Raw genomic sequence first — 26,288 nt, forward strand, 5'->3', positions numbered from 1 at the left:
GCCGGCTGCGGCGGAGGCCGCTGGGGAAGAGACCAGCGGCGGCGCGGGCCAACGTTAACCCTCAAGGAGAGATTGCTGTGGAGCACATCAAAACCTACCACGGGATCGACTGGCCGCATCCCCGTGGGACGCTGCGGGTAGAAGGCCCCGTATCTCCCGACGTCCTCGCAACCTTTCGCCTGGATGACGGCCTTGTCGCCTTCCGTCCGCCCGCAAAACAACACCAGGCCCTGATGGAGATCGCCGCGCTGCCCGAGGGACGCGTGATCGTCGCCCGCCGCGCCAACACCGTGGTCGGATACGTCACCTTTCACTATCCCGATCCCTTTGAACGCTGGGCACAGGGCGGAATCGACTGCTTGCTCGAACTCGGGGCCATCGAGGTCGCTCCCCCTTACCGCCACGGGGGCCTGGCCAAAACGCTCCTGCGCGTCGCGTTTCTCGACGAGTTCATGGAGAACTACATTGTGCTGACGACGGAGTACTACTGGCACTGGGACCTGAAAGGAACCGGCCTCGACGTGTGGGCGTACCGCCGGGTGATGGAAAAGGTGATGGGCAGTGCCGGGTTGGTGTGGATGGCCACCGACGATCCGGAAATCTGCGCCCATCCGGCCAACTGCCTGATGGTGCGCATCGGCAAAAACGTCCCCCTGGAAGCGGTGGCCACCTTCGACCGCCTGCGCTTTCAAAACCGAACGATCTGGTGACACACCGAAGGAGGATCGCCATGACCCATCGGTCGGTCTTCATCTACAGTCCCGACTGCCTCGCCTACCGCTTCCATTCCGACCACCCCTTCGACCAACGCCGGCTTGTCCTCACCGTCGATCTGCTGCAGGAATGGGGGCTGATCGCCCCCGGACAGATCATCGCCCCACGGGTGGCCACCGACGACGAGCTGCAGCTGGCCCACGAGTCCACGTACATCGACGCCGTGAAGCGGGCATCGGAAAACCCGGGAACCCCAGAGGCCTACCTGGCCTACTACATCGGCACCGAGGACAATCCCGCCTTTGCCGGCATGCACGAGGCGGCGGCGTTGGCCGTGGGCGGCACGCTGCTCGCCGCGGAATGGGTGATGGAAGGGAAGGCCGATCACGCCGTCAACCTGGCAGGCGGACTCCATCATGCCCTGCGCGGACGGGCGTCCGGGTTTTGCATTTACAACGACTGCGCCGTAGCCATCGCCTGGCTGCGCCGCCACTACGGCGCGCGCGTGCTGTATCTCGACACCGACGCCCACCACGGCGACGGCGTGCAGTGGGCCTTTTACGACGACCCCGACGTGCTCACCGTTTCCCTTCACGAAACGGGCCGCACTCTTTTCCCCGGGACCGGCTTCGTCCATGAGCGGGGCGACGGCCCCGGCTTCGGGCGCAGCATCAACGTGCCGCTCGAACCCTTCACCGAGGACGATTCCTGGCTGGAATGCTACACGACCGTGGTGGAGCGCGTGGCGCACCGCTTCCGCCCCGACATCATCATCACCCAGAACGGCTGCGACGCCCACGTGTGGGATCCGCTCAGCCACTTGTGCGCCACAACGCGCATCTACGCGGAAATTCCCAAGTTGGCCCACCGCCTGGCCCACGAACTGTGCGACGGGCGCCTCGTCGCTGTCGGCGGGGGCGGCTATGACATCTGGCGCGTCGTACCGCGCGCGTGGGCCCTCCTGTGGGCGGAGCTGGTCGACCGTCCCTTCGCCGGCAATCCCGAATTGCCGCCTTCCTGGCGGGAACGCTGGCAGGCCCAGAGCCCGGTCCCCCTCCCCCAGCGGTTGTTGGATCCGCCGGACATCGTCCCGCCCATCCCGCGGCGGTCCGAGATCGACGCGCGCAACCGGCACACCGTCGAGTTGGCCTTGCTGTATGCGCCGTAACCGCAACCAACCCCCAAAGGAGGGTGTGTCATGATTCGCCTGCTGTGGCTGTTGTCGCTTGTGCTCTTGGCCGTGGCCTATTTTTCGGCACCCGACTTATACGTGCCCGCCATTCTCCTGTTCATCGCCACGTTCGTGCTCACCGCCGTTCGCCAGGCCTTTCGCCTCCTGTTCCTTGTCGCGGCGGCAGCCTGCGGGCTGTTCATCCTTCTCGGCCTGCTGAAGTAGTCGCCAGCTCCTCCAGCATGGCGCACACCACTTCGCAGGAACGCTGGGACGCCAGCTTCACAAAGGCCGGAAAATCCACGTGGGCCGAGCCATCAGCCTTGTCCGACATGGAGCGAATGACGACAAAGGGCACGCCGTTCATGTCGCACACCTGGGCCACGGCGGCGCCTTCCATCTCCAGGCACAGTCCGCCGAACCGCTCGTGCAGCCAGCGGGCCTTTTCCCGGTTCGTCACGAACTGGTCGCCGGACAGGACGCGCCCCGTCATCACGCGCACCTCGGTTACCCGGCGCGCGGCCCGCTCGGCCAGCGCCACAAGCTGGGGATCGGCCTCAAACACCCATTTGGGATGGAACGGAATCTCGCCGGGCTGAAACCCCAGCGCGGTGGCATCCATGTCGTGCTGCACGCAGTCCCGCGAGACGACGATGTCGCCGATCTCCAGTTCGGGATGGAGCGCCCCTGCCACGCCGGTGAACACGATGTGGGACACCTGATAGCGATCGATCAAGAGCTGCGCGCAGACGGCCGCATTCACCTTGCCTACGCCCGACTTGCACACCACCACATCCTGCCCGGCCAGCTCGCCCCGGTAGAACGGGATTCCGGCATGGCGCACCTCCTGCTCGCCGTACATCCCCTCGCGGTAGCGTTCTACCTCTTCGACCATGGCCCCGATGATGCCGATCGTCATGGCACCTCTCCCCCTTTGCGTCAAAGCGTAACCGTCTCCCCCGCCCATTATCCAGGGCGGTTTAGCGCCTTGGCGGCAACGGTTCCATTATAACAGGGGCACCTGCCGCGGTCACCCGCGCCAGGCGCAAATCGTGCCCGCCACGAAGGCGGGCACCAACCGGGCATCGGGACAATCCGGTCCAGCCGTCCTGGAACTCCTGTTACGGCGCCACAACCGCCGTTTGCGCCTCGGCGCGCGTCGAGCCGCGCAACTCGATCGTGTGCGGGAGGAACACGAGGGAATCGGTCACCTTCTCGTTGTGCATGTACTTGGTCAAGAGGCGCATCGACACGGCACCAATGTCGTACATCGGCTGGGCCACCGTCGTCAGCGTCGGGCGCACCATTGACGCCAGGCGGATGTTGTCAAAGCCGATCACCTCGACGTCCTCCGGCACACGGAAACCGGCGTCCTGATAGGCGTGGATGGCGGCCACCGCCATCTCGTCACTGGTGGCAAACACCGCCGTGGGGCGCTCGGGAAGGGCCAAGAAATGATCCATCCGCTTCAGCGCCGTCTCGTAGCGGTAATCGGCCAGTTGCACCAGCTCCTCCCGAAAGGGCACGCCGGCATCCTCCAGCGCCAGGCGATAGCCCTCAAAGCGGCTGAGTCCGGCAAACTCCTCCAACGGGCCGCCCAGGAAGGCAATGCGGGTGTGGCCGTGATTGAGCAGCAGGCGCGTGGCGTCGTAGGCAGCCTGCCGCTGGTCAATGTTGACCGAAGGCAGCTGACATCCCGGATCGATTGTCGTGGCCAGCACCACGGGCACAGGGGCCGAACGGAAGAGCGCGAGGTGCTCGTCCGTTACCTGCGCCCCCATGAACAAGAGGCCATCCACCTGTTTCTCCAACAGCGTCTCGATGAGCGTCAGTTCCTTTTTCGGCTGTTTGTCCGAATTACAGAGGATGATGTTATACTTGTACATGTTGGCAATGTCTTCAATGCCGCGGGCCAATTCGGCATAGAAGGCGTTGGCGATGTCCGGGATGATGACGCCTACGGTCGTTGTCTTCTTGCTCGCCAAACCGCGGGCCACGGCGTTGGGGCGATACCCCAGCCGCTCGATCACTTCGAGCACCTTTTTCCGCGTGGCCGGCTTCACGTTGGGGTTGCCGTTCACCACACGGGACACCGTTGCCATCGACACACCCGCTTCCCGCGCCACATCGTAAATGGTTACGGACACGGCCGCTCCCTCCCTGCAACCGTTAACTGGTTTTCATTTGGTTTTCATCTTACGTTTTAGGATACGGCAATTTTCACACGATTTCAACTCCCGTTTCACCAACACAAAAAGGCGGTGCGGGGGCCCGGTCCCCGCTCTCCGCCTACGAGATCATGCGTTTTTGAGTGACGATCAAAGACCCGTATCCCGGTCCTAAACCAGGGAGGCCGCCCTATCCCCTCTCGCCCCTCGGGCCGCCGGAATGGCCAAAGGAGTGCGGTGCCTTACCGCACCGCCTCCGTCTGGACCATCCCCAAGGCCTGCAGAAACGCGTCAAACGTGGGCAAGTCGATTTGCTGCTTGGCGTCGGACAGGGCCACCGGCGGGTCGGGGTGCACCTCCACCATCACCCCGTCGGCGCCGGCGGCCAGCGCCGCCTTGGCCAGCGGCAAGAGGATGTCGCGCCGCCCCGCCGCGTGGCTGACGTCGACCAGCACGGGCAGGTGGCTTTCCTGTTTGAGGATCGGCACCGCCGCGATGTCTAACGTGTTGCGCGTCCACTTCTCGTAGGTGCGGATGCCGCGTTCACAGAGGATCACCTGCGTGTTCCCCCGCGATACGATGTACTCCGCCGCGTAGAGCAATTCTTCGATCGTGGCCGCGAGTCCGCGCTTCAGAAGCACCGGCGTGCGCGTCTGGCCCACTTCCTTCAACAGCTCGAAGTTCTGCATGTTGCGCGCCCCGATCTGGATCACGTCGACGTACTCGACAGCCATCTCCACGTGTGCCGGGTTGACGATCTCGCTGACCACATACAGGCCGTACTCATCCGCCACTTCGCGCAGGATCTTCAGCCCGTCGACACCCAGGCCCTGAAAGTCATAGGGCGACGTGCGCGGTTTGAACGCCCCGCCGCGTATCAGCCGCAGCCCGCGGTCGGCCATGAACCGGGCCACCGCCCGCACCTGCTCCGGCGTCTCCACCGAGCACGGCCCGGCCACGATGACCTTCTCCGCCCCGCCGATGCGCACCTCGCCGACGGTGACAACCGTGTCTTCCTTCTGGCGCTTGCGGCTCACGAGGAGCGCCTTGCGCGTATCGTCCTCCTGCAGCTCGAGGGACGCCTTAAACAGCTCCTTAAACAGGTGCACGATCGTGGCGTCGGAAAACGGGCCGCGATTTTGTGCCTTGATGCGCTCGAGCATCTCCCGCTCGCGGAGCGGATCGTATTTTTGTACGCCCTGTTTTCCTTTGATGCGGCCAATTTCCTGGACGATGCGCCCGCGCTCGCTGATGAGTTCCAACAGCCGCAGGTTGATCTCGTCCAGCTGTTTGCGGAGCGTCTCCAATTCGCCCGACACGGTTTCTCTCCCTCCCTAAAATATTTCTGACTATTATAGCGCACGGTTTCCCATCTGTCATGCCTGAATTTGCGTTTGTGGCGGCCCTTGTTGTGCCGGGTAGGCCTGCGCCTGGATTTCCTGGGCCAGCTGGGCCTGTTCGCCCTGGTACCGGGTCAGGAGGTTCTGCACGGCACCGCCGTCGGCCGCGACCGGCAGCGACCAGCCGCGCGTTTCCACCTCGCCCGCCACCAGAGCAAGGGACTGGATGGTCCCGCTCAGCAGGGAGATCAGATCCTGCTGCAGTTTGGGCGATCCGCTTTCCAGCACGGCCTTCGTGTACAGCTGAACCAGCGCCTTTTCGTCACGCACAAGGTCATCCAATCGCTCCTTGTCCTGCCACACGTTTCCGATCCTCCTTTTCCCACCGTCACGAAGTCTGCACCGGCGTCACGCCGCCGTGCTGCTGCAAGCTGAGGAGCAGCAAATCGAAGTGACGCCGGTGCCGCTCGGCCATATCGCGACAGAACGGCTGCAAGGTCAAGTCCTGCACGTTCTGTGCCGCATCGAGGTATTTGCGCACCAGGAGCGCCTCGAACGCAAGCAACGCGTCGAGGGCAACCAGTTCGTTCGACGTCAGCGGCTTCATCACGTGGTTGGCCAACGGGATCACCTCCCGTGTTTTACCTTTTCCCGTCTCGCACCGGTGCATACCCCGACAGGCCCAACACAACCCAGATGGCCCGTTCTGTCCTTACCGAAAAAAAAGCAGTATAATGAGAACGTTAGTGCAGATCCTGGGTCTGAGGTGAGCCGGAACGATGAAAACCGTCGTCGTCATGCAAGGAGACCAAACGGGACAGGAACTGCTGGAAGAGGCGCTGCGGGTACTCGAGCCCAATGTTATCGGATTTGAAATCAACTTCCAGGTGTTCGACCTGAGTCTGGAAAACCGCCGCCGCACGAACAACGAAGTGGTGTATGAGGCGGCTCGGGCGATGAAAAAGGCGGGGTTCGGTCTGAAAGCGGCCACCATCACACCGGAGGCCAAGGGCGATGTGGGCAGCCCGAACGCCATTTTGCGCAAGGAGATCGACGGGAAGGTGATCGTCCGAACGGGGCGGCGCCTGCCGGGCGTGATGCCGGTGGCCGGGATCCATTCGCCCATTTCCGTGGTGCGCATGGCCGTGGGTGACGCCTACGGGGCCAAGGAATGGCGCGAAGGGGACGGGTTGAACGAGGTGGCCTACCGCACGGAAAAGATCGACCGTGCCACATGCCGCGCCGTGGCCGAATACGCCTTCCGTCACGCGCGCAAGATGCGGGCCAAGGTATTCGGCGGGCCGAAGTACACGGTCAGCCCCATCTACGAGGGCATGTTCAAGGAAGAACTGGACGCCGCCGCAAAACGCTATCCGGATGTGCCCTATGAACCGCAGCTGATCGACGCCACCTATGCCCTCTTGATGCGCACGTCGGGCGAACCGCTCGTCATCCCGGCCTTGAACCGCGACGGCGACTGCTTGAGCGACCTCGTGCTGGAGCTCTTCGGCTCCATCGCCGGCTCTGAGTCACTGCTCATCAGTTTCGACGAGAACTTCAACACCAAGGTGGTCATGGCCGAAGCCCCCCACGGTACCGCCCCGTCGCTGCAGGGGAAAAACATCGCCAACCCGATGGCGATGATCCTCGCCGCCGGTTCCTTGCTCAGCTACTTCGACGAAAAGGAGGCGACAATGGCCTCCCGCGCGATCTACGAGGCGGTGATCGAGACGGTGCGCGACGGCGTCCGCACCGCCGACCTGGGCGGCAGCGCCACAACCACCGAGTTCACAGACGAAGTGATCAAAAAGGTGCAGACGAAATTGGACGTCTGGGCCAGCATGTACAACATCTAGCCCCGTTCACGACGCAAAAAAGGGGATGGCGAAAACCGGCCATCCCCTTTGCGTTTCCCTCGTCCGGTTGCGGTCCTGCGTCCACATCCGCGGCCCCTTCCTTCTTCCCGATCTGCGGAAAAGCGATCGCCTCAAAACAGCGGCAGCGGAAGCTTCGTCACCCCAAGTTCGGCCAGACGCTCGGGCGGCACCGTCCGGACATCGCGCGGCAGCCGGACCAACAGGTCTTCCAGCCAGGCCACCACGCGATCGACATCAACCCCCATGTGCTGCGGTCGGTACGGCGACAAGTAACGCAGGGCCGATGCCGCCAACTTGCGCATCCCGCCCACTTTCCCGCGCTGGGCCTGGTGCATGATGGCGGCCACCTGAATCAGCCCATGGTAGAAGTCATTGTGCCGCTCCGTCTGCCAAAGCTCTTCCAATACCTCATGTGCTTCCCAGTATTCCCCTCTCGCATACCGCGCAAAAAACTCCCGGTACTGTACGGGATAACCCGAGCCGTTCACCCTGCTTCCTCTCCCTTGGTTCCCGTGTCTGGGCATCAGATTACTTGTTTGAGCCGTCCCTGAATCTCCCGCATCCAGTCTTCGTCGTTCAGGGTCTTGGCCAACAGGTACAAGTCGAGCAGATCGTCAATGCGCTCGCCGAGCATATCGCGCAGCGGAACATGGGCGTTTTCGGCGTACTGCACCAGCACGTGGGCCCATTCCGAAACCTCCTCGAAATTCACCTTGCCCGGCACGGCCGCGCACGACAAGTCATCGAGGAGCTTCTTGAGGTCATCCTTTACCGCTTCCGCGATTTCACTGCGTTCGCAGCGCTCGCAGGTGAGTACCGGAACGTTTTCAATCTCCACGCTGCCCTGATACACCACATTGCGAATTGTTAAAACCATCCATCCACCACATCGACACCGTTTTTCCATCGACCCTCTGGCTCCTTTCCCGCAACCCACCTTCAACCCCGATTGTAGCGAAACTTCGGTGACCCGGGTTGAAAACTTGTTGGCAGCCATTACAGCGAAATGGTTCTCCGCGCTTCCCATCGGCCGGCCACCCACATGGCCGCAAGCGCCCCGCACAGGTCGACGAGCAGGTCCATCACATCGGGATGGCGTGTCGGGACAAAGTATTGGTGGATTTCATCGGTTACCCCGTAAGCGATGGCCAACACCACCGCCCAGCGCTTGATGTTCCACGTCTGCCGCTTGGGCCACAAGGCGTAATAGTAGGTCCACGCCAGGATGAAATACGCGACGAAATGGCCCCAATTAAAGGAAGAGAAAAAAGGAAACCAGCTTTGCAAATCCTGGGACGTACGACTGGACAAGATGAAAATGACCGTCATCCACACTCCCGCAGGAAGCCATCGCCACATTCCGGTATTCCCTCCCATGCAAAAGGCCGGCATCCCTGTGAGCTGCACCGGCCCGTGACGATTAACGCCTCCTGCGATTGTAACACAGACGGCTCAGTAGGCTCCATTGACGCGACCGCAATCTTCACAGACGACGAGGTTGGCTTGCACGCCGTTTTCATCCTCCACTTGATAACCCTTCAGCCGCGATCCGGAACAGTACAAGCACTCCAGCGAAAAATCCATGTCGTACGAGGCTTTGTACGCCAGAGGACGAAACGGATCACCGATGGACAACGAAGAAAAGGGAATTCTCGCCACCGGGATTCCCCCTTTCGTTTTACTCGCCATTTTTCCCACATTTTCCGGATGCTATTCCACAAAAACACCCCACCTGTCGCAGGTGGAGTGCCAACACGGGAACCCCCTCCGTAGGGTTCAGGACGAGTTCCGTCTCCGTCAGTGATCGAGCATTCCCACAATCACCAGCAGAATAAACAACACGAGCACGAGAACAAAACCGCTACTCCACAGGCCGTGACGGCTGCTGCTACTGCTCATCGTATCCCCCCTCTGGAAATTCGAGGTCGTAACATGCGACCGCTATACCCTATTCGCCTGAGGGGAACTAGGCGCTAGGCGCATGCCCCAATGATCAGAAAATGGGCCATCGCCGTTACACCCCTCCGGTTCGGTGGGTAAGATGGACTGAGACTGCTAGAAGGGGGGAACGGCATGAGCGGCATCTTCGATCTCGACGACTTCGCCCTGGTGTTGGTGCTGTTTATCCTCCTCGTCATCGTCGGCGCCGCCGAATAACCGGCGGTGGCGCGTGCGCCCCTCAAGCAAACCGGCCGGCAACCGCCGGCCTTTTCATCTGGAAGAGATCCGCCCGTTTTTTCCGCTCAACCTCAATTTAGACGGCTGTCCCGCACCTGTCGTGTCCACCTGCGCATATGTTGCGATATCACACCGGCGCGGGCAGGAGGAGATCCCATGAAACGACGGAAACGGAAGCTACCGCTGTTCGATGGGCCCGTCCCTCACCCAGGGAACTTGTTCGTCCCCATCGTCAACGCCGTGCGCGACGCGGTGATCGCCATTCAGACGCGGGAAACCGTGAACGCCGACTTTAACCGCTGGCTGATGCAGTTTCTCTTCCCCGACTGGGAGGAAGCCAGCGGCGAAGAAACCCGAAGTTTCGGTTCGGGATTTCTCATCCATCCCCGCGGGTACATCCTGACCGCCGAGCACGTCATTCACAATGCGCAAACGATCTGGGTTAAGCAACGAAACGGTACGGTACACCAAGCCCGCCTCGTGACCGCGGACAGCAAACGGGATTTCGCCGTGTTGCAGATTCCTGTATCACGTCCGCTGCCCTATCTGCCCCTTGGCCGATCGGCCCATGCGCAGGTGGGCGAATGGGTTATGGCCGTCGGCAACCCGCTCGGGCTGGAGAACACCGTAACCGTTGGCGTGATCAGCGCCAAGGATCGCCCGCTACGCGCAAAGGGCTATGTCTACGAGAACGTCCTGCAAACCGATGCCGCCATCAACCCCGGCAACAGTGGCGGACCGCTCATCAACCTCAGCGGTCTCGTGATCGGCATGAATGTCGCCGTCGTCCAGCCGTCCCAAAGCATCGGCTTTGCCATCGCCATTGACAGCCTTAAGCCCTACATCCGCCCCTATCTGCCATAGACAATCCGTCGCCCCCTTTCCCGCCCGACCCGATTCCCTCCGGAGGGGGCGATTTCGCCTGTCTTCCTTCCAGCAAACATGCCGGCGGGTTCACGGATCCAAATGGTTTACTTTGTATTTTTTCGGTTACACTAGGCTCTGAAAAGATAAGAAAATCAAGGTCAATGAAATTCATTTTCACTCATTTAAGTGAATTGGGATTTATGCTTGCAAACTGTCGTATCATTTACCATAATGGAACTACAAACACGGCAAACGTTTCCTCCCAAGAGGTGAAACCATGCGTCATGATTGGGAAACCCTTTTGGCCATCTACCGTCGCACGCGGGAGGCCGTTCAGGAATTTGTCCATCTCTTGCACCCCATTATCGAACAAGCCCAAAACGACCACGAACGCCTCTACTACCATCACATTCTGGAGGAAGAGGAACACCATCTGCAGCGTCTCGATCGGTTTCTTCCCCACCTGGAGAAACGGGTTCGCGAAGCGGACGGGGAGCCCCTCGACCAACGGGACGACGTGATCCTCCTGCAATACCTGGCCCTGGAGACGTTCGGATTGCACAACTTTGTCGAACATCTTGACCTGGCCCTCTACGAATTCAAGGACCAGCCCATCGGCGAGCGGCTACGCCAGCTTCGAATGCGCGCGTACCAAGACTACGTGCAAACAAAGGAAATCACACGCGCGCTGGTCGGTCAAGAAGCGTTCGACCACGACGATGAAGAGCTTCGCCCGGAAAACTCCCCCATCGCCGCGTCTTCATCGGAACGCTCGGCCCCGATGGAGCCGGCACCGGCCCCGCCGCTCCGGCCTAACAGACGGGAACGCCGTTTTACCGTCGGCAGTCTCATTGGCCGGTGAGGGGAATCTTGGGATCACCCATTCGTTGAAGCAAAGGAGGAGCAATCCGTGAGCAAAGTCACGCGTTTTCCGGACAGCCCGCTAACCGAAAAAGAATGGGAGCAGTTGGACGCCACCGTGATCAACGCCGCACGCAACCAGCTGGTCGGCCGCCGTTTCATCCCCCTGTACGGCCCGCTCGGACAGGGGATCCAGAGCGTGGCCAACGACATCTACGAGGTGACGCCCACAGGCGGCATCGACTTGCGGGGCGAAACGTCGCAGCTCACCACTCCGGTCCGGCGGGTTCACTTGACGATCCCCATGCTCTACCAGGATTTCATCCTGTACTGGCGCGACGTGGAACAGGCGCGCACCTTGGACATCCCTCTCGATTTCAGCGCCGCGGCCAATGCCGCCACCCAATGCGCCCTGCTGGAGGACGACCTCATCTTCAACGGGAACGAGCAGTTTGACCTTCCCGGCCTCATGACGGTCAAAGGGCGCCTGACCCACATTCGCCGCGACTGGATGGAAGCGGGCAACGCCTTTGCCGACATCGTCGAGGCGCGGAACAAGCTGCTGCAACACGGCCATGCCGGTCCGTATGCCCTGGTGGTCTCGCCGGACCTCTATGCGCTGCTCCATCGCGTGCATCCCGGCACCCACGTGCTGGAGATCGAGCACATCCGGGAACTCGTCACCGCCGGCGTGTACCAAACCCCGGTCATCCGCGGCAGAGCGGGCGTCCTCGTCTCCACCGGCCAGCACAACCTGGACCTGGCCGTGGCCGAGGACCTCGACACGGCGTTTCTCGAGACGGAAAACATGAACTACCTGTTCCGCGTCTACGAGTGTGTTGTCCTGCGCATCAAACAGCCCAAGGCCATTTGCACGCTGGAGGATCCCGACGCGTAAGGGGGTGTCTCATCCCGCACATAACAGCAGCCAGCGCGCTCCCCTTTCCTCTGCGCGCTGGCTGCAACCCTGTTATTTCACCGCATTCGCCACCTGCCGGATCATCTCCTCAACGGAGATGAGCCCCCCGCCGGAAAGGTACCAGTAATTCGCGTCAAGATACACGATGTTCCCTTCCTTGTACGCGTTCGTCATCTTCACGAGCTCGTTATCAAGGGTCTGCTGGGCAGAGGCCACCCCTTCCCCTCCGACAACGGCTCCCCGATCAATCACGAACAGATAATCCGGATTTTTTTCGGCTAAATACTCAAAAGAGACATTCATTCCGTGCGTCGAGACCTCAATGTTCGGGTCGACAGGAGCAAAGCCGAACACGTCGTACAGGAGGCCAAAGCGCGAACCCGGACCAAACGCGCTAATGCTTTTGTCATTGACCAGAATCACCAGGGCATTTTTCCGTTCAATGGCCGTTACCTTTGTGCGCAGATCGGCGATCATGCGGTCGATCTTTTCCAGCTCTTTCTCCACTTCTGCTTCCTTGCCAAAGATCTTGCCCAACGTGCGCATATTTTCTTTGAAAGAATCGACATACCGCGACGTGTCCACCGCCATATAGAGGGTCGGTCCCAGCTTGCTCAACTCCTCATACGCTTCCTGCTGCCGACTGGAAATGATGATCAGGTCGGGGGCGATGTCACTGATTTTTTCAAAATCCGGTTCCTTCAGGCTTCCCACGTTCACATATTTCGCGTCTTTGTATTTTTCCAAATAGCTCGGGATGTTCGCCTGCGGGACCCCTGTCACCTCAATCCCCAATTTCTCCAGCGAATCCAAGACCCCAAAGTCGAACACCACGACCTTTTGCGGGTTTTTCTTGACCTTCGTTTCCCCTAATGGATGGCGAATCACCATCTCTTCCTGTTGACCGTTGCCGGTCTCCTTCACCGCCATACCGCTTCCTTCCCCGGTCCCATCCGCCGGAGCGGACGCCGGATTCCCTCCTCCGCACGCCGCCAGAACAATCAGCAGGAAGCATGTCATGCAGATCCACGCAATTTTCTTCATCATCGATCCTCCCTCTTCATGGTTTCCTGGTCCTCGCAATCACAAGCCTTATCATTGGTAATAAATGCAAACCTTTTGCCGCGCGATCGTTTGAATCCGTACATCCATGTCGTAGATTTCCCGCAGCACGTCTCGACGGATCACCTCATCACAGGAACCCTGTTTCACCACCCTCCCCTTTTTCAAGGCCACGATCTCATCGGAATACCAAGAGGCAAAATTGATATCGTGCATGACGAGGACGACCGTTTTGCCGAGCTCGTCGACCATGCGCCGCAAAACCTTCATAATCTGCACAGCATGCTTCATGTCCAGGTTATTGAGGGGTTCGTCCAGCAGTACATAGTCGGTGTCTTGCGCAAGCACCATCGCAATATACGCCCGTTGCCGCTGCCCACCACTCAGCTCGTCGAGAAACCGGTCCTGCAAGTCCGCCAATCCCATATAGGCAATCGCTTGGTCTACATGTTCCCAATCCTCCCGATCCAGTTTCCCTTGCGAGTAGGGAAATCGGCCAAAGCTGACCAACTCCCGGACCGTAATGCGAATGCGGATATCGTTCGTCTGCCGCAGAACGGAAAGTTTTTTTGCCAGCTCGTTGCTTTTATAGGCAGCAATCTCTTTCCCATCGATCCAGATTTCTCCCGCATCTTTTTTCAGCAGGCGGCCCATCAACGCCATCAACGTGCTTTTTCCTGCCCCGTTTGGCCCGATCAACGAGGTAATTTTTCCTTTGCGAATCTGCAAAGACACGTCGCGAAGCACCCATTTGCCGTGATAAGCTTTGGAGACCTTCTTGATCTCTACCATACCGTTCGCTCCTTAATGAGGAGGTACAGGAAGTAAGCCCCTCCGACAAAATTGATGATGACGCTCAACGGTGTGGCGAACGCAAACACCCTTTCCACCACCAACTGTCCCCCGACCAGCGCGATGATGCTGATCCAGATCACCCCCCAAAGCAACGCAACGTGCCGATATGTTTTGAGCACCTGATACGTCACATTCGCCACGAGCAGGCCCAAAAAGGTAATCGGTCCGACCAACGCGGTGGCAACGGAAACAAGCAGGGAGATGATCATCAACCACCGTTTGACCAGCCCGTAATAATCGAGCCCCAGATTGATCGCCTGCTCCCTCCCGAGCGCAAGGACATCCAGGTATTTCACCAGCCGTAACCCATATCCGATCAGTCCTCCCATCACGATCAAGGACAACACCAACACATCGCCGTTTACCTGATTCAGGCTGGCGAACATCCGCCCCTGCAAATTCAGGAATTCGTTGGGATCCAACAACACCTGCATAAACGTGGACAAGCTGCCGAAAAACGTGCCCAATACAATGCCGATGAGGAGCAGACGGTAGAGGTCCTGCCGCTCGAGGCGAAAGAGATAGGAAGAGAGCAGCAAGGAAAAAAGCATCATCAATGTCAGGGAAAGAAAGAAATTGAGTTGTTTGTGGGCGAACGTCAAGCTTGTCGAACCGTAAATGAATATGATAATCGTTTGCAGTAAAAGGTACAGCGAATCGAGGCCAATAATGCTGGGCGTCAAGATGCGGTTGTTCGTGATCGTCTGAAAGACGACCGTGGACACCCCGATCGCCACAGCGGTAAGCACCATTGCCGCCACTTTCACCAATCTCCGGGACAGGATATATGTCCAGTTGCTTCCCATCTGGCCGAAGAGAAACACAATGACCATAACGATTGCGAGAACGGCCAAGAGAACAAGTTTCGACTTAGGTTTCATATGCCTTCGGGCCCCTCACCAACAGATACAGAAAAATTCCCGATCCGATTACGCCCACGGTCAACCCGATGGGAATTTCATAGGGATAAATGACCAAGCGCCCGAAAATGTCGCACACCAGTACGAACATCGCTCCCAGCCAAGCGGTGAGCGGGAGGTTTTTGCGCAGGTTGTCCCCGCGCAGCAGCGTCACAAAATTTGGTATAATAAGACTGAGAAAGGGAATTTTCCCTACGGTTAGAATCACGATGGAAGAAAGAAGGGAAACAATGACCAATCCCATGTTCACCACTTGTTTGTATTTCAGTCCGAGACTTACGGCAAACGTTTCACCCATCCCCGCAAGGGTAAAACGTTGGGCATAGAGATACGCGACGATGACCAGGGGAACGCTGAGGTACAACAGCTCATACCTGCCCTTCATAATCAGGGAGAAATTTCCCTGTAACCACGCGGAAATATTTTGAATGAGGTCATATTTATACGCAAGAAATGTGGTAAACGCGCCGATCAGATTGCCGAACATGAGCCCAACAAGCGGAACAAAGACGGCGTCCTTGTATTTCACGCGATTCAAAATGGTCATAAACCCATAGGTACCGGCCAGCGCGAAGCCAAAGGCCATCAACATTTTCTGCATCGTGCTCGCCTGCGGAAAAAGCAGGATGGCTACCAAAATGCCCAAACGGGCGGCATCTTCCGTTCCCGCAGTGGTCGGCGAAGCGAATTTGTTCCGTGCGATCTGTTGCATAATCAAGCCGGCAATGCTCAAGCTGGCTCCCGCCAGCACGATGCTTAGGACACGCGGAATGCGGCTCAACAACAGGAGCTTCGCCTTTTCCTCCTGAAGCGAAAAAAGATCGAGGGGAGAAACCTCTTGTACGCCGATGAACAGGGAAAGAAAACCGATGACGACCAGCAGCAGCCACAAAAGCATCTGTTTCATGCATCGTTCCCCCACCGCGAAATCCGGCCTTTACGCAATGCGCAAGGTGGTCTGAAGCGCCTCCATGTCCCGCACGGCCAGGCGAACATTCTCGAGGCCGATGTCATTGACGAGGTTTTTCACCTCTTGACGGAAGAGGAACGAATCGTTCCCCTCGTTCACCTCGAGGACGCGACGCAGGTAGGTCAGCCGCTGCTTCAACAGCTCCTCGCGGGCCACCGGGTTGCGCAGGTCTTTGACCCGCTTGTGCGTCGGCTGCACCATCAGGCTAATGTCAGACGTGTGCGCGATGTAGCGCCGGCCGTCTTCGGTGACAAAGCCGACCATATACGTCCCGTTCTCCCCCGCCTCGATGGACGTGATCACCACGTTACGAAACCGCTCACCGCCGCGCAGGCGCAACTCGTCAACCTCCACGGCACCGCCCACGATTCGTTCATTGTTCACCACCGTGTAGATGGTTCTGTACCCGTTCACCGTGTACAGCATGAAGCCTCACCGTCCGTCGTCCAAGGTTGAGCCATCACCACAATCGGGGAGCGGCGAGCTGTCACGTATGGTGCCGATTCCCACACCAAAAATGATAGTAATTCTCATTTTCATATTATCCTTGGGCTGTTCCCGTTGTCAATCGCCAAAACCCGCCGCCGTCACGCCAACCGTAAGGCTTTGGCCAAGGCCGAGCACGAGCGCTTCGAGAAAATGACCCGAATGTTGCGCTCCTTGGCCTTCGCCTTGATCACCCGCGCCAAATTGTGGTTGACGAAATCGGTGAACACCACCACCATATGCACATGCGACGGGATGTGGACCGCCGTGTCCAACGCTTTTCGACCGGTCACGTGCACGATTTCCTCATAACCACGGTTTCGGAAAAAGGACTCGATGTTGCCCAGGCGGTCGGCCCCGACCACGAGAACCGTCATCGCATTCCCCTCCTTCTCCCTCCCACCGCGTCCGGAAAGAACGAGCATCCCTCTTCACGGGTCTTTCTGTTGATAAATATTATCATTATCATCTCCGTGCGGCAAGAGGGATCGTGCCGCGCCCCGCCTTTGCGGTACGATAAAGAAAAAAGGGAAAAGGGGTGAAGCGTGTTGCGGATCGCCGTCCTCTCCGACATCCACGGCAATGCGGTGGCCCTCGACGCCGTGCTGGAGGACATCGAGCGGCACCGCGTCAACCAGATCTGGATATTGGGAGACCTGTTCTTCAAAGGAGCCATGCCCCAGGAGGTGCTTGCCCGCCTGCAGGCCCTGTCCTACCCGACGACCGTGATTAAGGGAAACACCGACGAATGGCTTGTCGCCGGCTCTCCCCTTGGCCTGTCGCTCAGCGCCGAGCAGGAAGCGGAATGGCGGTCCGTACTGGAGTGGACATGGTATAATCTTGAAGAAGGAACGAAGCATTTTTTGAATAACCTGCCGGAGCGGAAAACCGTACCGTTGACGGACAATCTGTCGGCCTTTTTGTTCCACGCCACACCCCAAAACCTGTGGGACATCGTACCCGCCGACGCGCCCACGGCCCTGCTGGACGCGCGATTTCGGCAAGCCGAGCCAGACGCAGCGCTCTACGCCTATGGGCACATCCACCATGCCGTCGTCCGGATGGTGGCGGGCAAGCCGGTGATCAACCCGGGCAGCGTGGGACTGCCCTTTGATGGAGATCCCCGCGCCTCATATGCGCTGGTGGAAGCCGATGGACAGCGGCTTGCCTGCACGTTGCGGCGCGTGCCGTACGACGTTGAAACCTATGTCCGCATCGTCCATGCACGTCAACACCCGGCGGCCGACGAGATCGCCTATACCGTGCGCAACGGCCGCCAGGCATAAGGGAGGTCCCCATGCACAAACCGCTGGCCCTGGTGTTTGCCCTCGTTACGGCCGCCTGGTTGCTCGGCATAAGCGCGGCCATCGCCGCCCGTAGCCCGGTCGGCGTCCTCGTTGCCCTCGTCGGCGCACTGACGACCATGGGGGTAGGATTCGCACTGAAAAAGCGGATGAACCGAAATCCGCGCTAGCCCTCACCGACACGCGCCTCGCTTGCCGCGCCGGCTCGGGCGTCGGATAACCGCAGCCAATCGGGGGGATGCGCATGAGGAAACGCTTTGCGGTCCTCGACCTGGGCAATACGCTCACGTGGCAGCACCGCTTGCGCTCCCTGCCGCATGAATGGTTGGACATCGCGACCCGAACCGGAAGCAAGTTTTACGCCGCACCGGAAACCCTCGCCGCCCTGGAGGCGGCCCTGGCCCGCGTCCGCACCCCCCTCCTCTTTTGGGGGGCGGGAGACTACCACTACGTGACCTATGCCCGGCTGCGCGCCTTACGCTTTCCGCTGACGGTGGTCCTCTTTGACCATCACAGCGACTGCGCGTCCGACGAAGCCGGGATCGTCACGTGTGGCAACTGGGTCCGTCACGCGCTCAAACTGCCATGGGTGGCGTGTGTCCTGTGGATCGGCGCGCCGGAGCACCAACCGCTTCCCCACGAACGGCATCCCCGCCTTGTCTGGATTCCGCTGCGCCGCCCGCCGGCCAACGCCGCGGCGTGGTTGCGCAGCGTCCTGCCCACCTTTGATGTCTACCTCTCCGTGGACAAAGACGTGCTTACGCCGGAGGCCGCCGCCACCAACTGGGATCACGGCACGCTCACCCTCGCCGACCTGCTGGCGTGGATCGCGTGCTTCCGGGAACACGCCCGCGTCATCGGCGCCGACATCGGCGGCGAATGGGTGCTGCCACCCGGCCATCCCTTTCCCACCCGCGACGACCTGCACGCCATCCGCCGCAACGAGGCGGCCAACCTGGCGCTGCTGGATGCCCTCCTCGCCCCTCATCCCCGCTCGTTCCCGCGATGGCCAAAACAAAAACCGACAGGCCGGCGCCCACCTGTCGGCTTCGCCGCATCGGGAACGGCTCGGTCCCATCCGGCATAGCGATGAGCCGGGCGGCCGATCCCGTTTCCGCTTTGGATGCCATCCCGCGTCCCACCCGTCATCTGTGTACCGTCACGTGCTCATGCGCGTCCAGCTGGAAGGCGGTGTGCAGGGCGCGCACAGCCCGTTCGGCGTCGGCTTGGGGGATGACGCACGACACCTTGATCTCCGACGTGCTGACCATCTTGATCGGAATGCCCTCCGCACTGAGGGTGCGGAACATCGCCGCTGCCACCCCGGGGTTGGTCACCATGCCCGCCCCGACGATCGACACCTTGGCCAAGCTCTCTTCCGACAGCAGCGAGACAAAGCCGAACCGGTCGCGATGCTTGGTGAGCACTTCCAGCGTGCGCGGCAGCTCATCGGCGGCCACCGAGAACGACACGCTAATGCGCTCGTCGTCGTAGGCGTTCTGGATGATGATGTCGACGTTGATGTTGGCCTCGGCCAGAATGGTAAACAGCGCCGCCAGGGTGTCCGGCTTGTTCGGCAGGCCCACCGCCGTCACACGGGCGACGTTCTTGTCCTGGGCGACGCCGCGCACCACTTGCCCCTGCTCCATGTCGGCAACCTCCTTCACCAGCGTCCCCTCCTCCTCGGTGAAGCTGGAGCGGACCGTCAATACCACGCCGTGTTTCTTGGCGCATTCCACCGCGCGGGGATGCAGCACGCCGGCGCCAAGGGCGGCCAGCTCCAGCATCTCGTCGTAGGTGATCGTCTCCAGCTTGCGGGCGGTGGGAACAACGCGCGGGTCCGCCGAATAGACGCCGGAGACGTCGGTGTAAATGTCGCAGCGGTCGGCGCCGAGGGCCGCCGCCAGGGCCACCGCCGTGGTGTCCGAGCCGCCCCGACCGAGAGTAGCGATCTCCCCGTCCGACGTCACGCCCTGGAACCCGGCCACCACGACCACCTTGCCCTGCTCCAGCTCGCGACGCACGCGGGTGGTGTCAATGGTCAGAATGCGTGCCCGCCCGTGCACCGCTTCGGTGGTGATGCCCGCCTGCCAACCGGTGAGCGACACGGCCGGGCATCCGCGCGACTTGAGGGCCATGGTAAGCAGGGCGATGGAGACCTGCTCGCCGGTCGTCAGGAGCATATCCATCTCGCGGGTGTCCGGCTGGTCGGTGACGCGCCGGGCCAGGTCGATGAGCTCATCCGTCGTGTGGCCCATGGCCGAGACCACCACGACGACGTCATGCCCCGCCTCACGTGTCCGGTGTACCCGCTGGGCCACCGCCTTGATCCGCTCGATGCTGCTCACCGACGTCCCACCGTATTTCTGCACGATCAGCGCCATACGGTTTCCCTCCCTTTGTCTCCCAAACAAAAACGGCGACAACAACAAGGGTAGAAGCCTTGCCGTTGCCGCCGACGCGCCCCACGCCAATGGCGACATGCCGTACAAAGCCCTACTTCCTCGTTGCAGGATAGCGCTCCACGGCCCCTCTCCGGGCCGTGACAGTCCGACACCTATTCGATGCCGGCCCAGCCCCGCCACCTCCGGGGTGGTGACGGGACTTCGGCGGATCCCCCTTTCGCCGCCGTTCGGCGAGCCCCGGCTCTCCCGGCGGGTACTCCTGGTCTCCGCGCCTCTACCCCACTCGACGAAAGTGGGCATATGCGATTGGTGTTGCGATTGATTTGTCGGAAATTATACTCCATTCGGCTCGCCGATGCAAGAGGAAACATTCGCACGACGGACCTTGGTCACACATGGACAACGATCCACACCGTTTCGCCGCCTGCGCATAGGGTAGAAGAGAGTACCCACCCGCGAGTAACCGACCTCGCCATCGGAGGTGATGGTCATGTTTTCCGGCCTGTTTCGTCACGTTTCACCCCTGAAGCTGTTGGGCTGGCTGAAAGGGGCCAACGTGTTCAAATTCATCGGATGGTGGCGCCTGGCCCTGCGCGTGCTCCCGTTTTTGGGAAAGGTGCTCGCCACCTTTCTCCCCCTGGTTAAACACCTCTTCGGCTCCTGGCGGTTTCTGGCCTCGGCCTCCCGCTCGTCATAGCCTCGACCGCGCTCCTGCCGTCAGAACGCTGTTGTGGCTGGGCTGGAAAAGCTCCCGGCTCCGCGCCGCTGCCTGAGGCTTGGCTCCCCCGGAACCAGAACGTCGGTCAAGCGGGCAAATGCACAGCAAACGGCCGCGGTTGCACCGAACCGCGGCCGTTTTGCGTTGGAGCCCTCACCAACCTCAACGCTTTTCGACGTCCCTCTATCCAAACCGAAAGCCCCCTCCCATCCGTACGAGGGGGCTACGCCTGCCGCAGATGCTCCTGGATCGTTTTGGCCAACTTGTCGCCAATGCCGATGCGACGGAACTCTTCCAGGGAAGCCGTCTTGATCCGCTCGAGGGAGCCGAAATGCGTAAGCAACCGTTGGCGCCGCTTGGGGCCGACGCCGGGAATGTCGTCGAGGACAGAGCGGAAGGCCGTTTTGGTGCGCACCTGACGATGGAAGGTGTTGGCGAAGCGGTGCACCTCGTCCTGGATGCGCGTGAGGAGGTGGAAGGCGTGGCTGTGCCGGTCAATCGGCACCTCCTCCGGCGGGTCGCCGAACAACAGGCGCGAGGTGCGGTGGCGCTCGTCTTTGGCCAGGCCGCATACCGGCACGTACAGGCCCAGCTCATTCTCCAGCACATCCATGGCCGCGGAAATCTGTCCCTTGCCCCCGTCGACAACGATCAGATCGGGCAGGGGGAGGTTTTCCTTCAGCACTCGCGTGTAGCGGCGGCGGATCACCTCGCGCATCGCCGCGTAGTCGTCCGGGCCTTCGGCGGTGCGGATGCGGTACTTGCGGTACTCCGCCTTGGCCGGCTTGCCGTCGAGGAACACGACCATCGCCGCCACGGGATCGACGCCCTGGGTGGTGGCGTTGTCGAAAGCCTCGATGCGCTTCGGATAGCCGATACCGAGGAGGCGGCCCAGGGTGTCGAGGGCCTCCACCGTGCGCGCCTCGTCGCGTTCCATAAGGCGGAAGCGTTCCTCGAGGGCCAGCCGGGCGTTCTCCGCCGCCAGGTCAACCAGCTCCTTCTTCTTCCCGCGCTTCGGCACGTGGACCTTGACGTCCAGCCAGTCGGCCAGGGCACCGGGGTCGACGCCCTCGGGCAGCCAGATCTCCTTGGGACGGGCGGGGTGGGCAAAGTAGAACTGCGTCACGTAGGAAAGGAAGTCCTCGTCCGGATCGCCGTAGTGGGGGAAGATGGCCACGTCGCGCTCGATCAGCTTACCCTGGCGGATGTAGAACACCTGTACGCACATCCAGCCGCGGTCGGCGTGATAGGCGAAGATGTCGCGGTCGATGAAATCGTTGAAGGCAATCTTCTGCCTTTCCGCCACCTTCTCGATGTCGGCGATCAGGTCGCGGTACTCCTTGGCCCGCTCGAACTCGAGGGCCTCGGCCGCCGCGTGCATTTTTGCCTCCAGTTGCTTGACAATGCCGTCGACGTCCCCGCTCAGAAAGCGGGTAATCTCCTCGACGATCGGCTCATACCGCTCGGGGGGCACGTCATGGACGCAAGGGGCGAGGCACTGGCCGAGGTGATAGTAGAGGCACACCTCCTTGGGCAGGGTGCGGCACTTGCGCAGCGGATAGAGGCGGTCGAGCAGCTTCTTGGCGTGCTGGGCCGCCCCGGCGTTGGGATAGGGGCCGAAGTACTTGGCCTTGTCCTTCTTCACCCGCCGCGTCACTTCGAGGCGCGGGTGCCGCTCGTGCGTCAGCTTGATGTACGGGTACGACTTGTCGTCCCGCAAGAGCACGTTGTAGCGCGGCTTGTGCTGCTTGATCAGGTTGCATTCGAGTATCAGCGCCTCGACGGGGTTGTCGGTGACGATGTAGTCGATGTCGGCCACCTCATTGACCAGGGCCTGGGTCTTGCCGTCGTGGCTGCCGGTAAAGTAAGAGCGGACGCGGTTTTTCAGCACCTTGGCCTTGCCCACATACAAAATCTCGCCGCCTTCCCCCTTCATGAGGTAGACGCCGGGCTTGGCCGGAAGCAGGGCAAGCTTTTCCTTGAGTTGGTCACGGGGCACACGCGCACACCTCCTTTCGGCTTCGCTTCCACGAAAAAAGCCTGCCCGAGGGACAGGCTCTTTCCTTGTCGTCTTGCCGCTCACAGATGTTTGTTGAGGTGGCTGAGCAGGGCTTCCTTCGGCTGGTAGCCGATGATCTTGTCAACCGGCTGCCCGTCTTTGAACAGGATCAGCGTCGGAATGCTCATCACGCCGTATTGGCTGGCCGTGTCCGGGTTTTCGTCGACGTTCACCTTGACGATCTTCACCTTGTCGCCGATCTCTTTGTCCAGCTCCTCCAGCACCGGCGCAATCATGCGGCACGGACCGCACCACGGCGCCCAGAAGTCGACCAGCACCGTCCCCGCGGAAATCTCGCTTTGAAACGTCTGATCCGTGGCGTTCACGATGGCCATTGGCGCTTCCCCCTTATTGTGTCGTCTCGTCTTAAATCGATCGTCTTCGATCAAGACACCACCAGTATACCACCGCCCGGCGAAAATATCCACACCACGCGCATCGCCGCCACTTTCCCGTCACCGTTGTGCCCTCCTTCGACAGGCACACATGAGATGTGGAGAGGCCTGTTGCACAGGGAATGCAATTGAGAGAAATATGAGAAAAAACAGGGAGCACGTCGCCCGCCGTCGAACCCATCGGGCAAGCGAAGGAGCCCCGCCGGCGGCGCGAGCGCGCGACCGGGGCAACTCCTCGCCGGTTCCGGCGCGCTTCCCAAGCGAACCCAATCCACAAGGAGGTTGGCACGCGATGCGGAAAAGGGGCCTGCTCTTTGCCCTCTCCCTCCTCCTCATCCTGGCCACCGCTCTGGCCGGTTGCGGCACGCGCGAAACGTCCGCCCCCAACTCAAGCCAGCCGGCCATCAATGAAGGCACCGGCAACACGGGCGGCGACCAGACGCTCGTCTTTGGCCGCGGCAGCGACTCGGTCGGCCTCGACCCGGCCAACGTGACCGACGGTGAATCGATGAAGGTGACGCACCAGATCTACGACACCCTCGTCCAATACAACGACGAAGACACCACCGTCAAGCCGGCCCTGGCCACAGAGTGGAACGTGAGCGAGGACGGCAAGGTATGGACGTTCAAGCTGCGCGAGGGGGTCAAGTTCCACGACGGCACCGACTTCAACGCCGACGCCGTGGTCTTCAACTTCCAGCGGTGGATGGACAAAAACCACCCGTACCACCATGGCGATTTTGAATACTACGGCTACATGTTCGGCGGGTATCCCGGCATCATTGAAAAGGTAGAAAAAACAGGTCCCTACGAAGTGAACATCACGCTGAAGGAGCCGTACGCGCCGTTCCTGCAAACCCTGGCCATGCCGGCCTTCGCCATTGCCAGCCCCGAGGCGATCAAGAAGCATGGCCAGGACTTCTTCAAGAACCCGGTCGGTACGGGGCCGTTCATCTTCAAGGAGTGGAAAAAGGACGACCGGATCGTCCTCGAGCGCAATGACAACTATTGGGGCGAAAAGGCCAAGATCAAGACGCTCATCTTCCGCGTCATTCCGGACAACGCGGCGCGCTTCCTCGAACTGCAGGCCGGCACGATCGACATCATGGACGGGCTCAACCCCGAAGACGTGCAGAACGTCAAGAACAACCCCGACCTGCAGCTGATCCTGCGCCCGTCGATGAACGTCGGCTACCTGGCCATGAACATGGACAAGAAGCCCTTTGACAACCCGAAGGTGCGCCAGGCCATCAACCACGCCATCAACAAGCAGGCGCTGATCGACGCCTTCTACGGCGGGCTGGCCAAGCCGGCCAAAAACCCGCTGCCGCCCACGCTGTGGGGCTACAACGACGAGATCCAGGATTACGAGTACAACCCCGAGAAAGCGAAGGCCCTCTTGGCCGAAGCCGGCTATCCGAACGGCTTTCAGACAACGCTGTGGGCCATGCCCAACCCGCGACCGTACATGCCGCAGCCGCAGCAGATCGCCCAGGCCATCGCCGCCGACCTGGCCAAGGTGGGCATCGAGGCGAAGATCGTCTCCTTCGAGTGGGGCACCTACCTGGAGAAGACGAAAAACGGCGAGCACGACATGGCCTTGCTGGGTTGGACGGGCGACAACGGCGACCCGGATAACTTCCTGTACGTGCTCTTGGATAAGGACAACGCCGTGAAAGGCAGCGCCGGCAACATCGCCTTCTACCGCAGCGACGAGCTGCACGAGATCCTCATCCAGGCGCAGCGCGAGACGGACCAGAAGAAGCGCGAGGAGCTCTATCAGAAGGCTCAGGAGATCATCCACCGCGACGCGCCGTGGGTGCCCCTGGCCCACTCCACGCCGCCGCTGGCTGCCCGCGCCTACGTCAAGAACTACGTCCCGCACCCGACCGGCTCCGAGGCGCTCAACAAGGTGGACGTTCAAAAGTGACGCCGCCGATGGCGGCGCCAAGGCTCCGCATTTCCTCCGGGCCCGCCCCGGAGGAAATGCCTTTCCATGAGGAGGCGTTTCCATGCTGCGCTACATCGTCAAACGACTCGTCTGGCTCATTCCCGTGCTGATCGGTGTCACCTTTCTCGCCTTTCTGCTCCTACACCTCATCCCCGGCGACCCGGCGCAGGTGATGCTCGGCGAGCGGGCCACGCCGGAACAGCTCGAGCAGCTGCGCGAAGATCTCGGCCTGAATGATCCCTTCCTCGTGCAGTACGCCCGCTTTCTCGGCCGCGTGCTCTCCGGCGATCTCGGCCGCTCCATCCACACCCACGAGCAAATCGCCGTCGAGCTGATGGAGCGCTTTCCGGCCACCTTGGAGCTCGCCCTGGCGGCCATGTTCGTCGCCACCGTTGTCGGGGTGACGGCCGGCGTGATCGCCGCCGTCCGTCCCCACTCCTGGTTCGACCACCTCAGCATGACCGGGGCGCTCATCGGCGTGTCGATGCCGATTTTCTGGCTGGGTCTGCTCGTCATCTGGGCCTTCTCCGTCCAGCTCGGATGGCTGCCGCCGTCCGGTCGCCTATCCCATGGCATCCAGCTGGAGACGATCACCGGCCTGCACCTGGTCGACAGCGTGCTCACGGCCAACTGGCCGGCGTTCTGGGACAGCCTGGCCCACCTCCTCCTGCCCGCCGTCGTGCTCGGTACCATTCCGATGGCCATCATCGCGCGCATGACGCGCGCGAGCATGCTGGAGGTTCTCGAACAGGACTACATCCGCACCGCCCGGGCCAAAGGGCTGCGCCGGGGGGCCATCATCGTGCGCCATGCGCTGAAAAACGCCTTTCTGCCCGTGCTCACCGTGATGGGCCTGCAGTTCGGCGCCCTGCTCAGCGGCGCGGTGCTGACGGAGACGATCTTCTCCTGGCCGGGCATCGGGCGCTACGTGGTCAACGCCATCCTCGCCCGCGACATCCCCGTTGTCCAAGGGTCCATCCTGTTCATCGCCACCCTGTTCGTGCTCATCAACCTGGTCACCGATCTCCTGTACAAAGCGGTCGATCCGCGCATCCGCCTCGAGTAAGG

Annotated in this window: 33 protein-coding genes and 1 riboswitch; of the genes, 14 read left to right on the forward strand and 19 right to left on the reverse strand. The window is 60.9% G+C overall.

Translation table 11 applies throughout. From position 1 onward, the window contains the following. Positions 1-77 precede the first annotated feature (77 nt). From ACYQ0Z_RS11290 to ACYQ0Z_RS11300, 3 genes are read left to right on the forward strand one after another with little or no spacing between them, the layout of a single operon-like run. Complete coding sequence (locus ACYQ0Z_RS11290) at positions 78-710, forward strand: GNAT family N-acetyltransferase (protein ID WP_459868173.1); 633 nt, start codon at positions 78-80, stop codon at positions 708-710. Positions 711-730: 20 nt separating this feature from the next. Beyond that, positions 731-1,882: an acetoin utilization protein AcuC gene (locus ACYQ0Z_RS11295; RefSeq protein WP_459868176.1), complete on the forward strand. Its 1,152-nt coding sequence runs from the start codon at positions 731-733 to the stop codon at positions 1,880-1,882. 30 nt (positions 1,883-1,912) lie between these two features. Continuing rightward, the gene (locus ACYQ0Z_RS11300; RefSeq protein WP_459868179.1) at positions 1,913-2,110 is read left to right on the forward strand and encodes a hypothetical protein; all 198 of its coding nucleotides are present in this window, start codon (positions 1,913-1,915) and stop codon (positions 2,108-2,110) included. Here ACYQ0Z_RS11300 and ACYQ0Z_RS11305 read toward each other — a convergent pair. The 5 genes from ACYQ0Z_RS11305 to ACYQ0Z_RS11325 form a co-directional block, all read right to left on the reverse strand. After that, positions 2,085-2,804: a 5'-methylthioadenosine/adenosylhomocysteine nucleosidase gene (locus ACYQ0Z_RS11305; RefSeq protein WP_459868182.1), complete on the reverse strand. Its 720-nt coding sequence runs from the start codon at positions 2,802-2,804 to the stop codon at positions 2,085-2,087. The two genes, ACYQ0Z_RS11300 and ACYQ0Z_RS11305, sit on opposite strands and share 26 nt — an antisense overlap. 202 nt (positions 2,805-3,006) lie before the next feature. Further along, a complete protein-coding gene (ccpA, locus tag ACYQ0Z_RS11310; RefSeq protein WP_459868185.1) occupies positions 3,007-4,032 on the reverse strand; it encodes a catabolite control protein A in 1,026 nt (341 codons plus the stop codon). A 263-nt stretch (positions 4,033-4,295) separates the two neighbouring features. Then, complete coding sequence (locus ACYQ0Z_RS11315; protein WP_459868188.1) at positions 4,296-5,372, reverse strand: bifunctional 3-deoxy-7-phosphoheptulonate synthase/chorismate mutase; 1,077 nt, start codon at positions 5,370-5,372, stop codon at positions 4,296-4,298. 57 nt (positions 5,373-5,429) lie between these two features. Beyond that, positions 5,430-5,756 (reverse strand): spore coat protein, encoded by a 327-nt coding sequence (locus ACYQ0Z_RS11320; protein ID WP_459868191.1) that lies wholly within the window; start codon positions 5,754-5,756, stop codon positions 5,430-5,432. Positions 5,757-5,781: 25 nt separating this feature from the next. Further along, positions 5,782-6,015 carry a ferritin family protein gene (locus tag ACYQ0Z_RS11325; protein WP_459868194.1) on the reverse strand — a complete coding sequence of 78 codons (234 nt, stop codon included), beginning with the start codon at positions 6,013-6,015 and terminating at the stop codon, positions 5,782-5,784. Between the two features lie 157 nt (positions 6,016-6,172). Between ACYQ0Z_RS11325 and ACYQ0Z_RS11330 the strand changes: the two genes are divergently transcribed. After that, entirely contained in the window at positions 6,173-7,249 is a 1,077-nt protein-coding gene (locus ACYQ0Z_RS11330) for an isocitrate/isopropylmalate family dehydrogenase (RefSeq protein WP_459868197.1), read from the forward strand. Between the two features lie 131 nt (positions 7,250-7,380). Here the strand turns inward: ACYQ0Z_RS11330 and ACYQ0Z_RS11335 are convergent, their stop codons facing one another. From ACYQ0Z_RS11335 to ACYQ0Z_RS11355, 5 genes are all read right to left on the reverse strand, one after another. Beyond that, the gene (locus ACYQ0Z_RS11335; RefSeq protein ID WP_459868200.1) at positions 7,381-7,758 is read right to left on the reverse strand and encodes a DUF309 domain-containing protein; all 378 of its coding nucleotides are present in this window, start codon (positions 7,756-7,758) and stop codon (positions 7,381-7,383) included. Between the two features lie 35 nt (positions 7,759-7,793). Beyond that, a complete protein-coding gene (locus ACYQ0Z_RS11340) occupies positions 7,794-8,147 on the reverse strand; it encodes a hypothetical protein (protein WP_459868203.1) in 354 nt (117 codons plus the stop codon). Positions 8,148-8,266: 119 nt separating this feature from the next. Continuing rightward, positions 8,267-8,629, reverse strand: coding sequence for a VanZ family protein (locus tag ACYQ0Z_RS11345; RefSeq protein ID WP_459868206.1), 363 nt, complete (start codon positions 8,627-8,629; stop codon positions 8,267-8,269). Positions 8,630-8,722: 93 nt separating this feature from the next. After that, a complete protein-coding gene (locus ACYQ0Z_RS11350; protein WP_459868209.1) occupies positions 8,723-8,929 on the reverse strand; it encodes a hypothetical protein in 207 nt (68 codons plus the stop codon). Positions 8,930-9,067: 138 nt separating this feature from the next. Further along, positions 9,068-9,169 carry a YjcZ family sporulation protein gene (locus ACYQ0Z_RS11355; RefSeq protein ID WP_459868212.1) on the reverse strand — a complete coding sequence of 34 codons (102 nt, stop codon included), beginning with the start codon at positions 9,167-9,169 and terminating at the stop codon, positions 9,068-9,070. 174 nt (positions 9,170-9,343) lie between these two features. Here ACYQ0Z_RS11355 and ACYQ0Z_RS11360 point away from each other — a divergent pair, with 174 nt between their 5' ends. The 4 genes from ACYQ0Z_RS11360 (at position 9,344) to ACYQ0Z_RS11375 (ending at position 12,074) form a co-directional block, all read left to right on the forward strand. Next, positions 9,344-9,427, forward strand: a complete 84-nt coding sequence (locus ACYQ0Z_RS11360; RefSeq protein WP_459868932.1) for a YjcZ family sporulation protein — start codon at positions 9,344-9,346, stop codon at positions 9,425-9,427. A 177-nt stretch (positions 9,428-9,604) separates the two neighbouring features. Further along, complete coding sequence (locus tag ACYQ0Z_RS11365; protein WP_459868215.1) at positions 9,605-10,312, forward strand: S1C family serine protease; 708 nt, start codon at positions 9,605-9,607, stop codon at positions 10,310-10,312. A 280-nt stretch (positions 10,313-10,592) separates the two neighbouring features. Further along, positions 10,593-11,177 carry an IMEF encapsulin system ferritin-like cargo protein gene (locus ACYQ0Z_RS11370; protein ID WP_459868218.1) on the forward strand — a complete coding sequence of 195 codons (585 nt, stop codon included), beginning with the start codon at positions 10,593-10,595 and terminating at the stop codon, positions 11,175-11,177. A 48-nt stretch (positions 11,178-11,225) separates the two neighbouring features. Next, the gene (locus ACYQ0Z_RS11375) at positions 11,226-12,074 is read left to right on the forward strand and encodes a family 1 encapsulin nanocompartment shell protein (protein WP_459868221.1); all 849 of its coding nucleotides are present in this window, start codon (positions 11,226-11,228) and stop codon (positions 12,072-12,074) included. A gap of 72 nt (positions 12,075-12,146) precedes the next feature. Here the strand turns inward: ACYQ0Z_RS11375 and ACYQ0Z_RS11380 are convergent, their stop codons facing one another. The 6 genes from ACYQ0Z_RS11380 to ACYQ0Z_RS11405 form a co-directional block, all read right to left on the reverse strand. Further along, entirely contained in the window at positions 12,147-13,139 is a 993-nt protein-coding gene (locus ACYQ0Z_RS11380) for a siderophore ABC transporter substrate-binding protein (RefSeq protein WP_459868935.1), read from the reverse strand. Positions 13,140-13,190: 51 nt separating this feature from the next. After that, on the reverse strand, positions 13,191-13,949 hold the full coding sequence (locus tag ACYQ0Z_RS11385; protein ID WP_459868224.1) for an iron ABC transporter ATP-binding protein: 759 nt from the start codon (positions 13,947-13,949) through the stop codon (positions 13,191-13,193). Then, positions 13,943-14,893, reverse strand: coding sequence for an iron chelate uptake ABC transporter family permease subunit (locus tag ACYQ0Z_RS11390; RefSeq protein WP_459868227.1), 951 nt, complete (start codon positions 14,891-14,893; stop codon positions 13,943-13,945). Before ACYQ0Z_RS11390 ends, ACYQ0Z_RS11385 begins: the two co-directional genes overlap by 7 nt. After that, the gene (locus ACYQ0Z_RS11395; protein ID WP_459868231.1) at positions 14,883-15,839 is read right to left on the reverse strand and encodes an ABC transporter permease; all 957 of its coding nucleotides are present in this window, start codon (positions 15,837-15,839) and stop codon (positions 14,883-14,885) included. Before ACYQ0Z_RS11395 ends, ACYQ0Z_RS11390 begins: the two co-directional genes overlap by 11 nt. A gap of 30 nt (positions 15,840-15,869) precedes the next feature. Then, positions 15,870-16,328, reverse strand: coding sequence for a hypothetical protein (locus tag ACYQ0Z_RS11400; RefSeq protein WP_459868234.1), 459 nt, complete (start codon positions 16,326-16,328; stop codon positions 15,870-15,872). Positions 16,329-16,489: 161 nt separating this feature from the next. Continuing rightward, the gene (locus ACYQ0Z_RS11405; RefSeq protein ID WP_459868237.1) at positions 16,490-16,765 is read right to left on the reverse strand and encodes a DUF2325 domain-containing protein; all 276 of its coding nucleotides are present in this window, start codon (positions 16,763-16,765) and stop codon (positions 16,490-16,492) included. Between the two features lie 168 nt (positions 16,766-16,933). Between ACYQ0Z_RS11405 and ACYQ0Z_RS11410 the strand changes: the two genes are divergently transcribed. From ACYQ0Z_RS11410 to ACYQ0Z_RS11420, 3 genes are all read left to right on the forward strand, one after another. Beyond that, complete coding sequence (locus tag ACYQ0Z_RS11410; RefSeq protein ID WP_459868240.1) at positions 16,934-17,674, forward strand: metallophosphoesterase family protein; 741 nt, start codon at positions 16,934-16,936, stop codon at positions 17,672-17,674. A gap of 11 nt (positions 17,675-17,685) precedes the next feature. Continuing rightward, positions 17,686-17,862, forward strand: a complete 177-nt coding sequence (locus ACYQ0Z_RS11415) for a DUF5325 family protein (RefSeq protein ID WP_459868243.1) — start codon at positions 17,686-17,688, stop codon at positions 17,860-17,862. A 74-nt stretch (positions 17,863-17,936) separates the two neighbouring features. Next, the gene (locus ACYQ0Z_RS11420; protein WP_459868246.1) at positions 17,937-18,779 is read left to right on the forward strand and encodes an arginase family protein; all 843 of its coding nucleotides are present in this window, start codon (positions 17,937-17,939) and stop codon (positions 18,777-18,779) included. Positions 18,780-18,837: 58 nt separating this feature from the next. On the opposite strand, the gene ACYQ0Z_RS11425 is transcribed toward ACYQ0Z_RS11420, so the two are convergent. Beyond that, the gene (locus ACYQ0Z_RS11425; RefSeq protein WP_459868249.1) at positions 18,838-20,076 is read right to left on the reverse strand and encodes an aspartate kinase; all 1,239 of its coding nucleotides are present in this window, start codon (positions 20,074-20,076) and stop codon (positions 18,838-18,840) included. 123 nt (positions 20,077-20,199) lie between these two features. Further along, positions 20,200-20,382, reverse strand: a riboswitch (Lysine riboswitch). A gap of 199 nt (positions 20,383-20,581) precedes the next feature. Here ACYQ0Z_RS11425 and ACYQ0Z_RS11430 point away from each other — a divergent pair. Next, positions 20,582-20,794 (forward strand): hypothetical protein, encoded by a 213-nt coding sequence (locus ACYQ0Z_RS11430; protein WP_459868252.1) that lies wholly within the window; start codon positions 20,582-20,584, stop codon positions 20,792-20,794. A 244-nt stretch (positions 20,795-21,038) separates the two neighbouring features. On the opposite strand, the gene uvrC is transcribed toward ACYQ0Z_RS11430, so the two are convergent. Then, positions 21,039-22,814: an excinuclease ABC subunit UvrC gene (uvrC, locus tag ACYQ0Z_RS11435; RefSeq protein WP_459868255.1), complete on the reverse strand. Its 1,776-nt coding sequence runs from the start codon at positions 22,812-22,814 to the stop codon at positions 21,039-21,041. An 80-nt stretch (positions 22,815-22,894) separates the two neighbouring features. After that, positions 22,895-23,209, reverse strand: coding sequence for a thioredoxin (gene trxA / locus ACYQ0Z_RS11440; protein WP_459868258.1), 315 nt, complete (start codon positions 23,207-23,209; stop codon positions 22,895-22,897). A gap of 352 nt (positions 23,210-23,561) precedes the next feature. On the opposite strand from trxA, the gene ACYQ0Z_RS11445 reads away from it, so the two are divergent. After that, positions 23,562-25,199 carry an ABC transporter substrate-binding protein gene (locus ACYQ0Z_RS11445; protein WP_459868260.1) on the forward strand — a complete coding sequence of 546 codons (1,638 nt, stop codon included), beginning with the start codon at positions 23,562-23,564 and terminating at the stop codon, positions 25,197-25,199. 82 nt (positions 25,200-25,281) lie between these two features. After that, entirely contained in the window at positions 25,282-26,286 is a 1,005-nt protein-coding gene (locus ACYQ0Z_RS11450) for an ABC transporter permease (protein WP_459868263.1), read from the forward strand. Positions 26,287-26,288 lie beyond the last annotated feature (2 nt).

The organism is Calditerricola yamamurae (assembly GCF_054654135.1).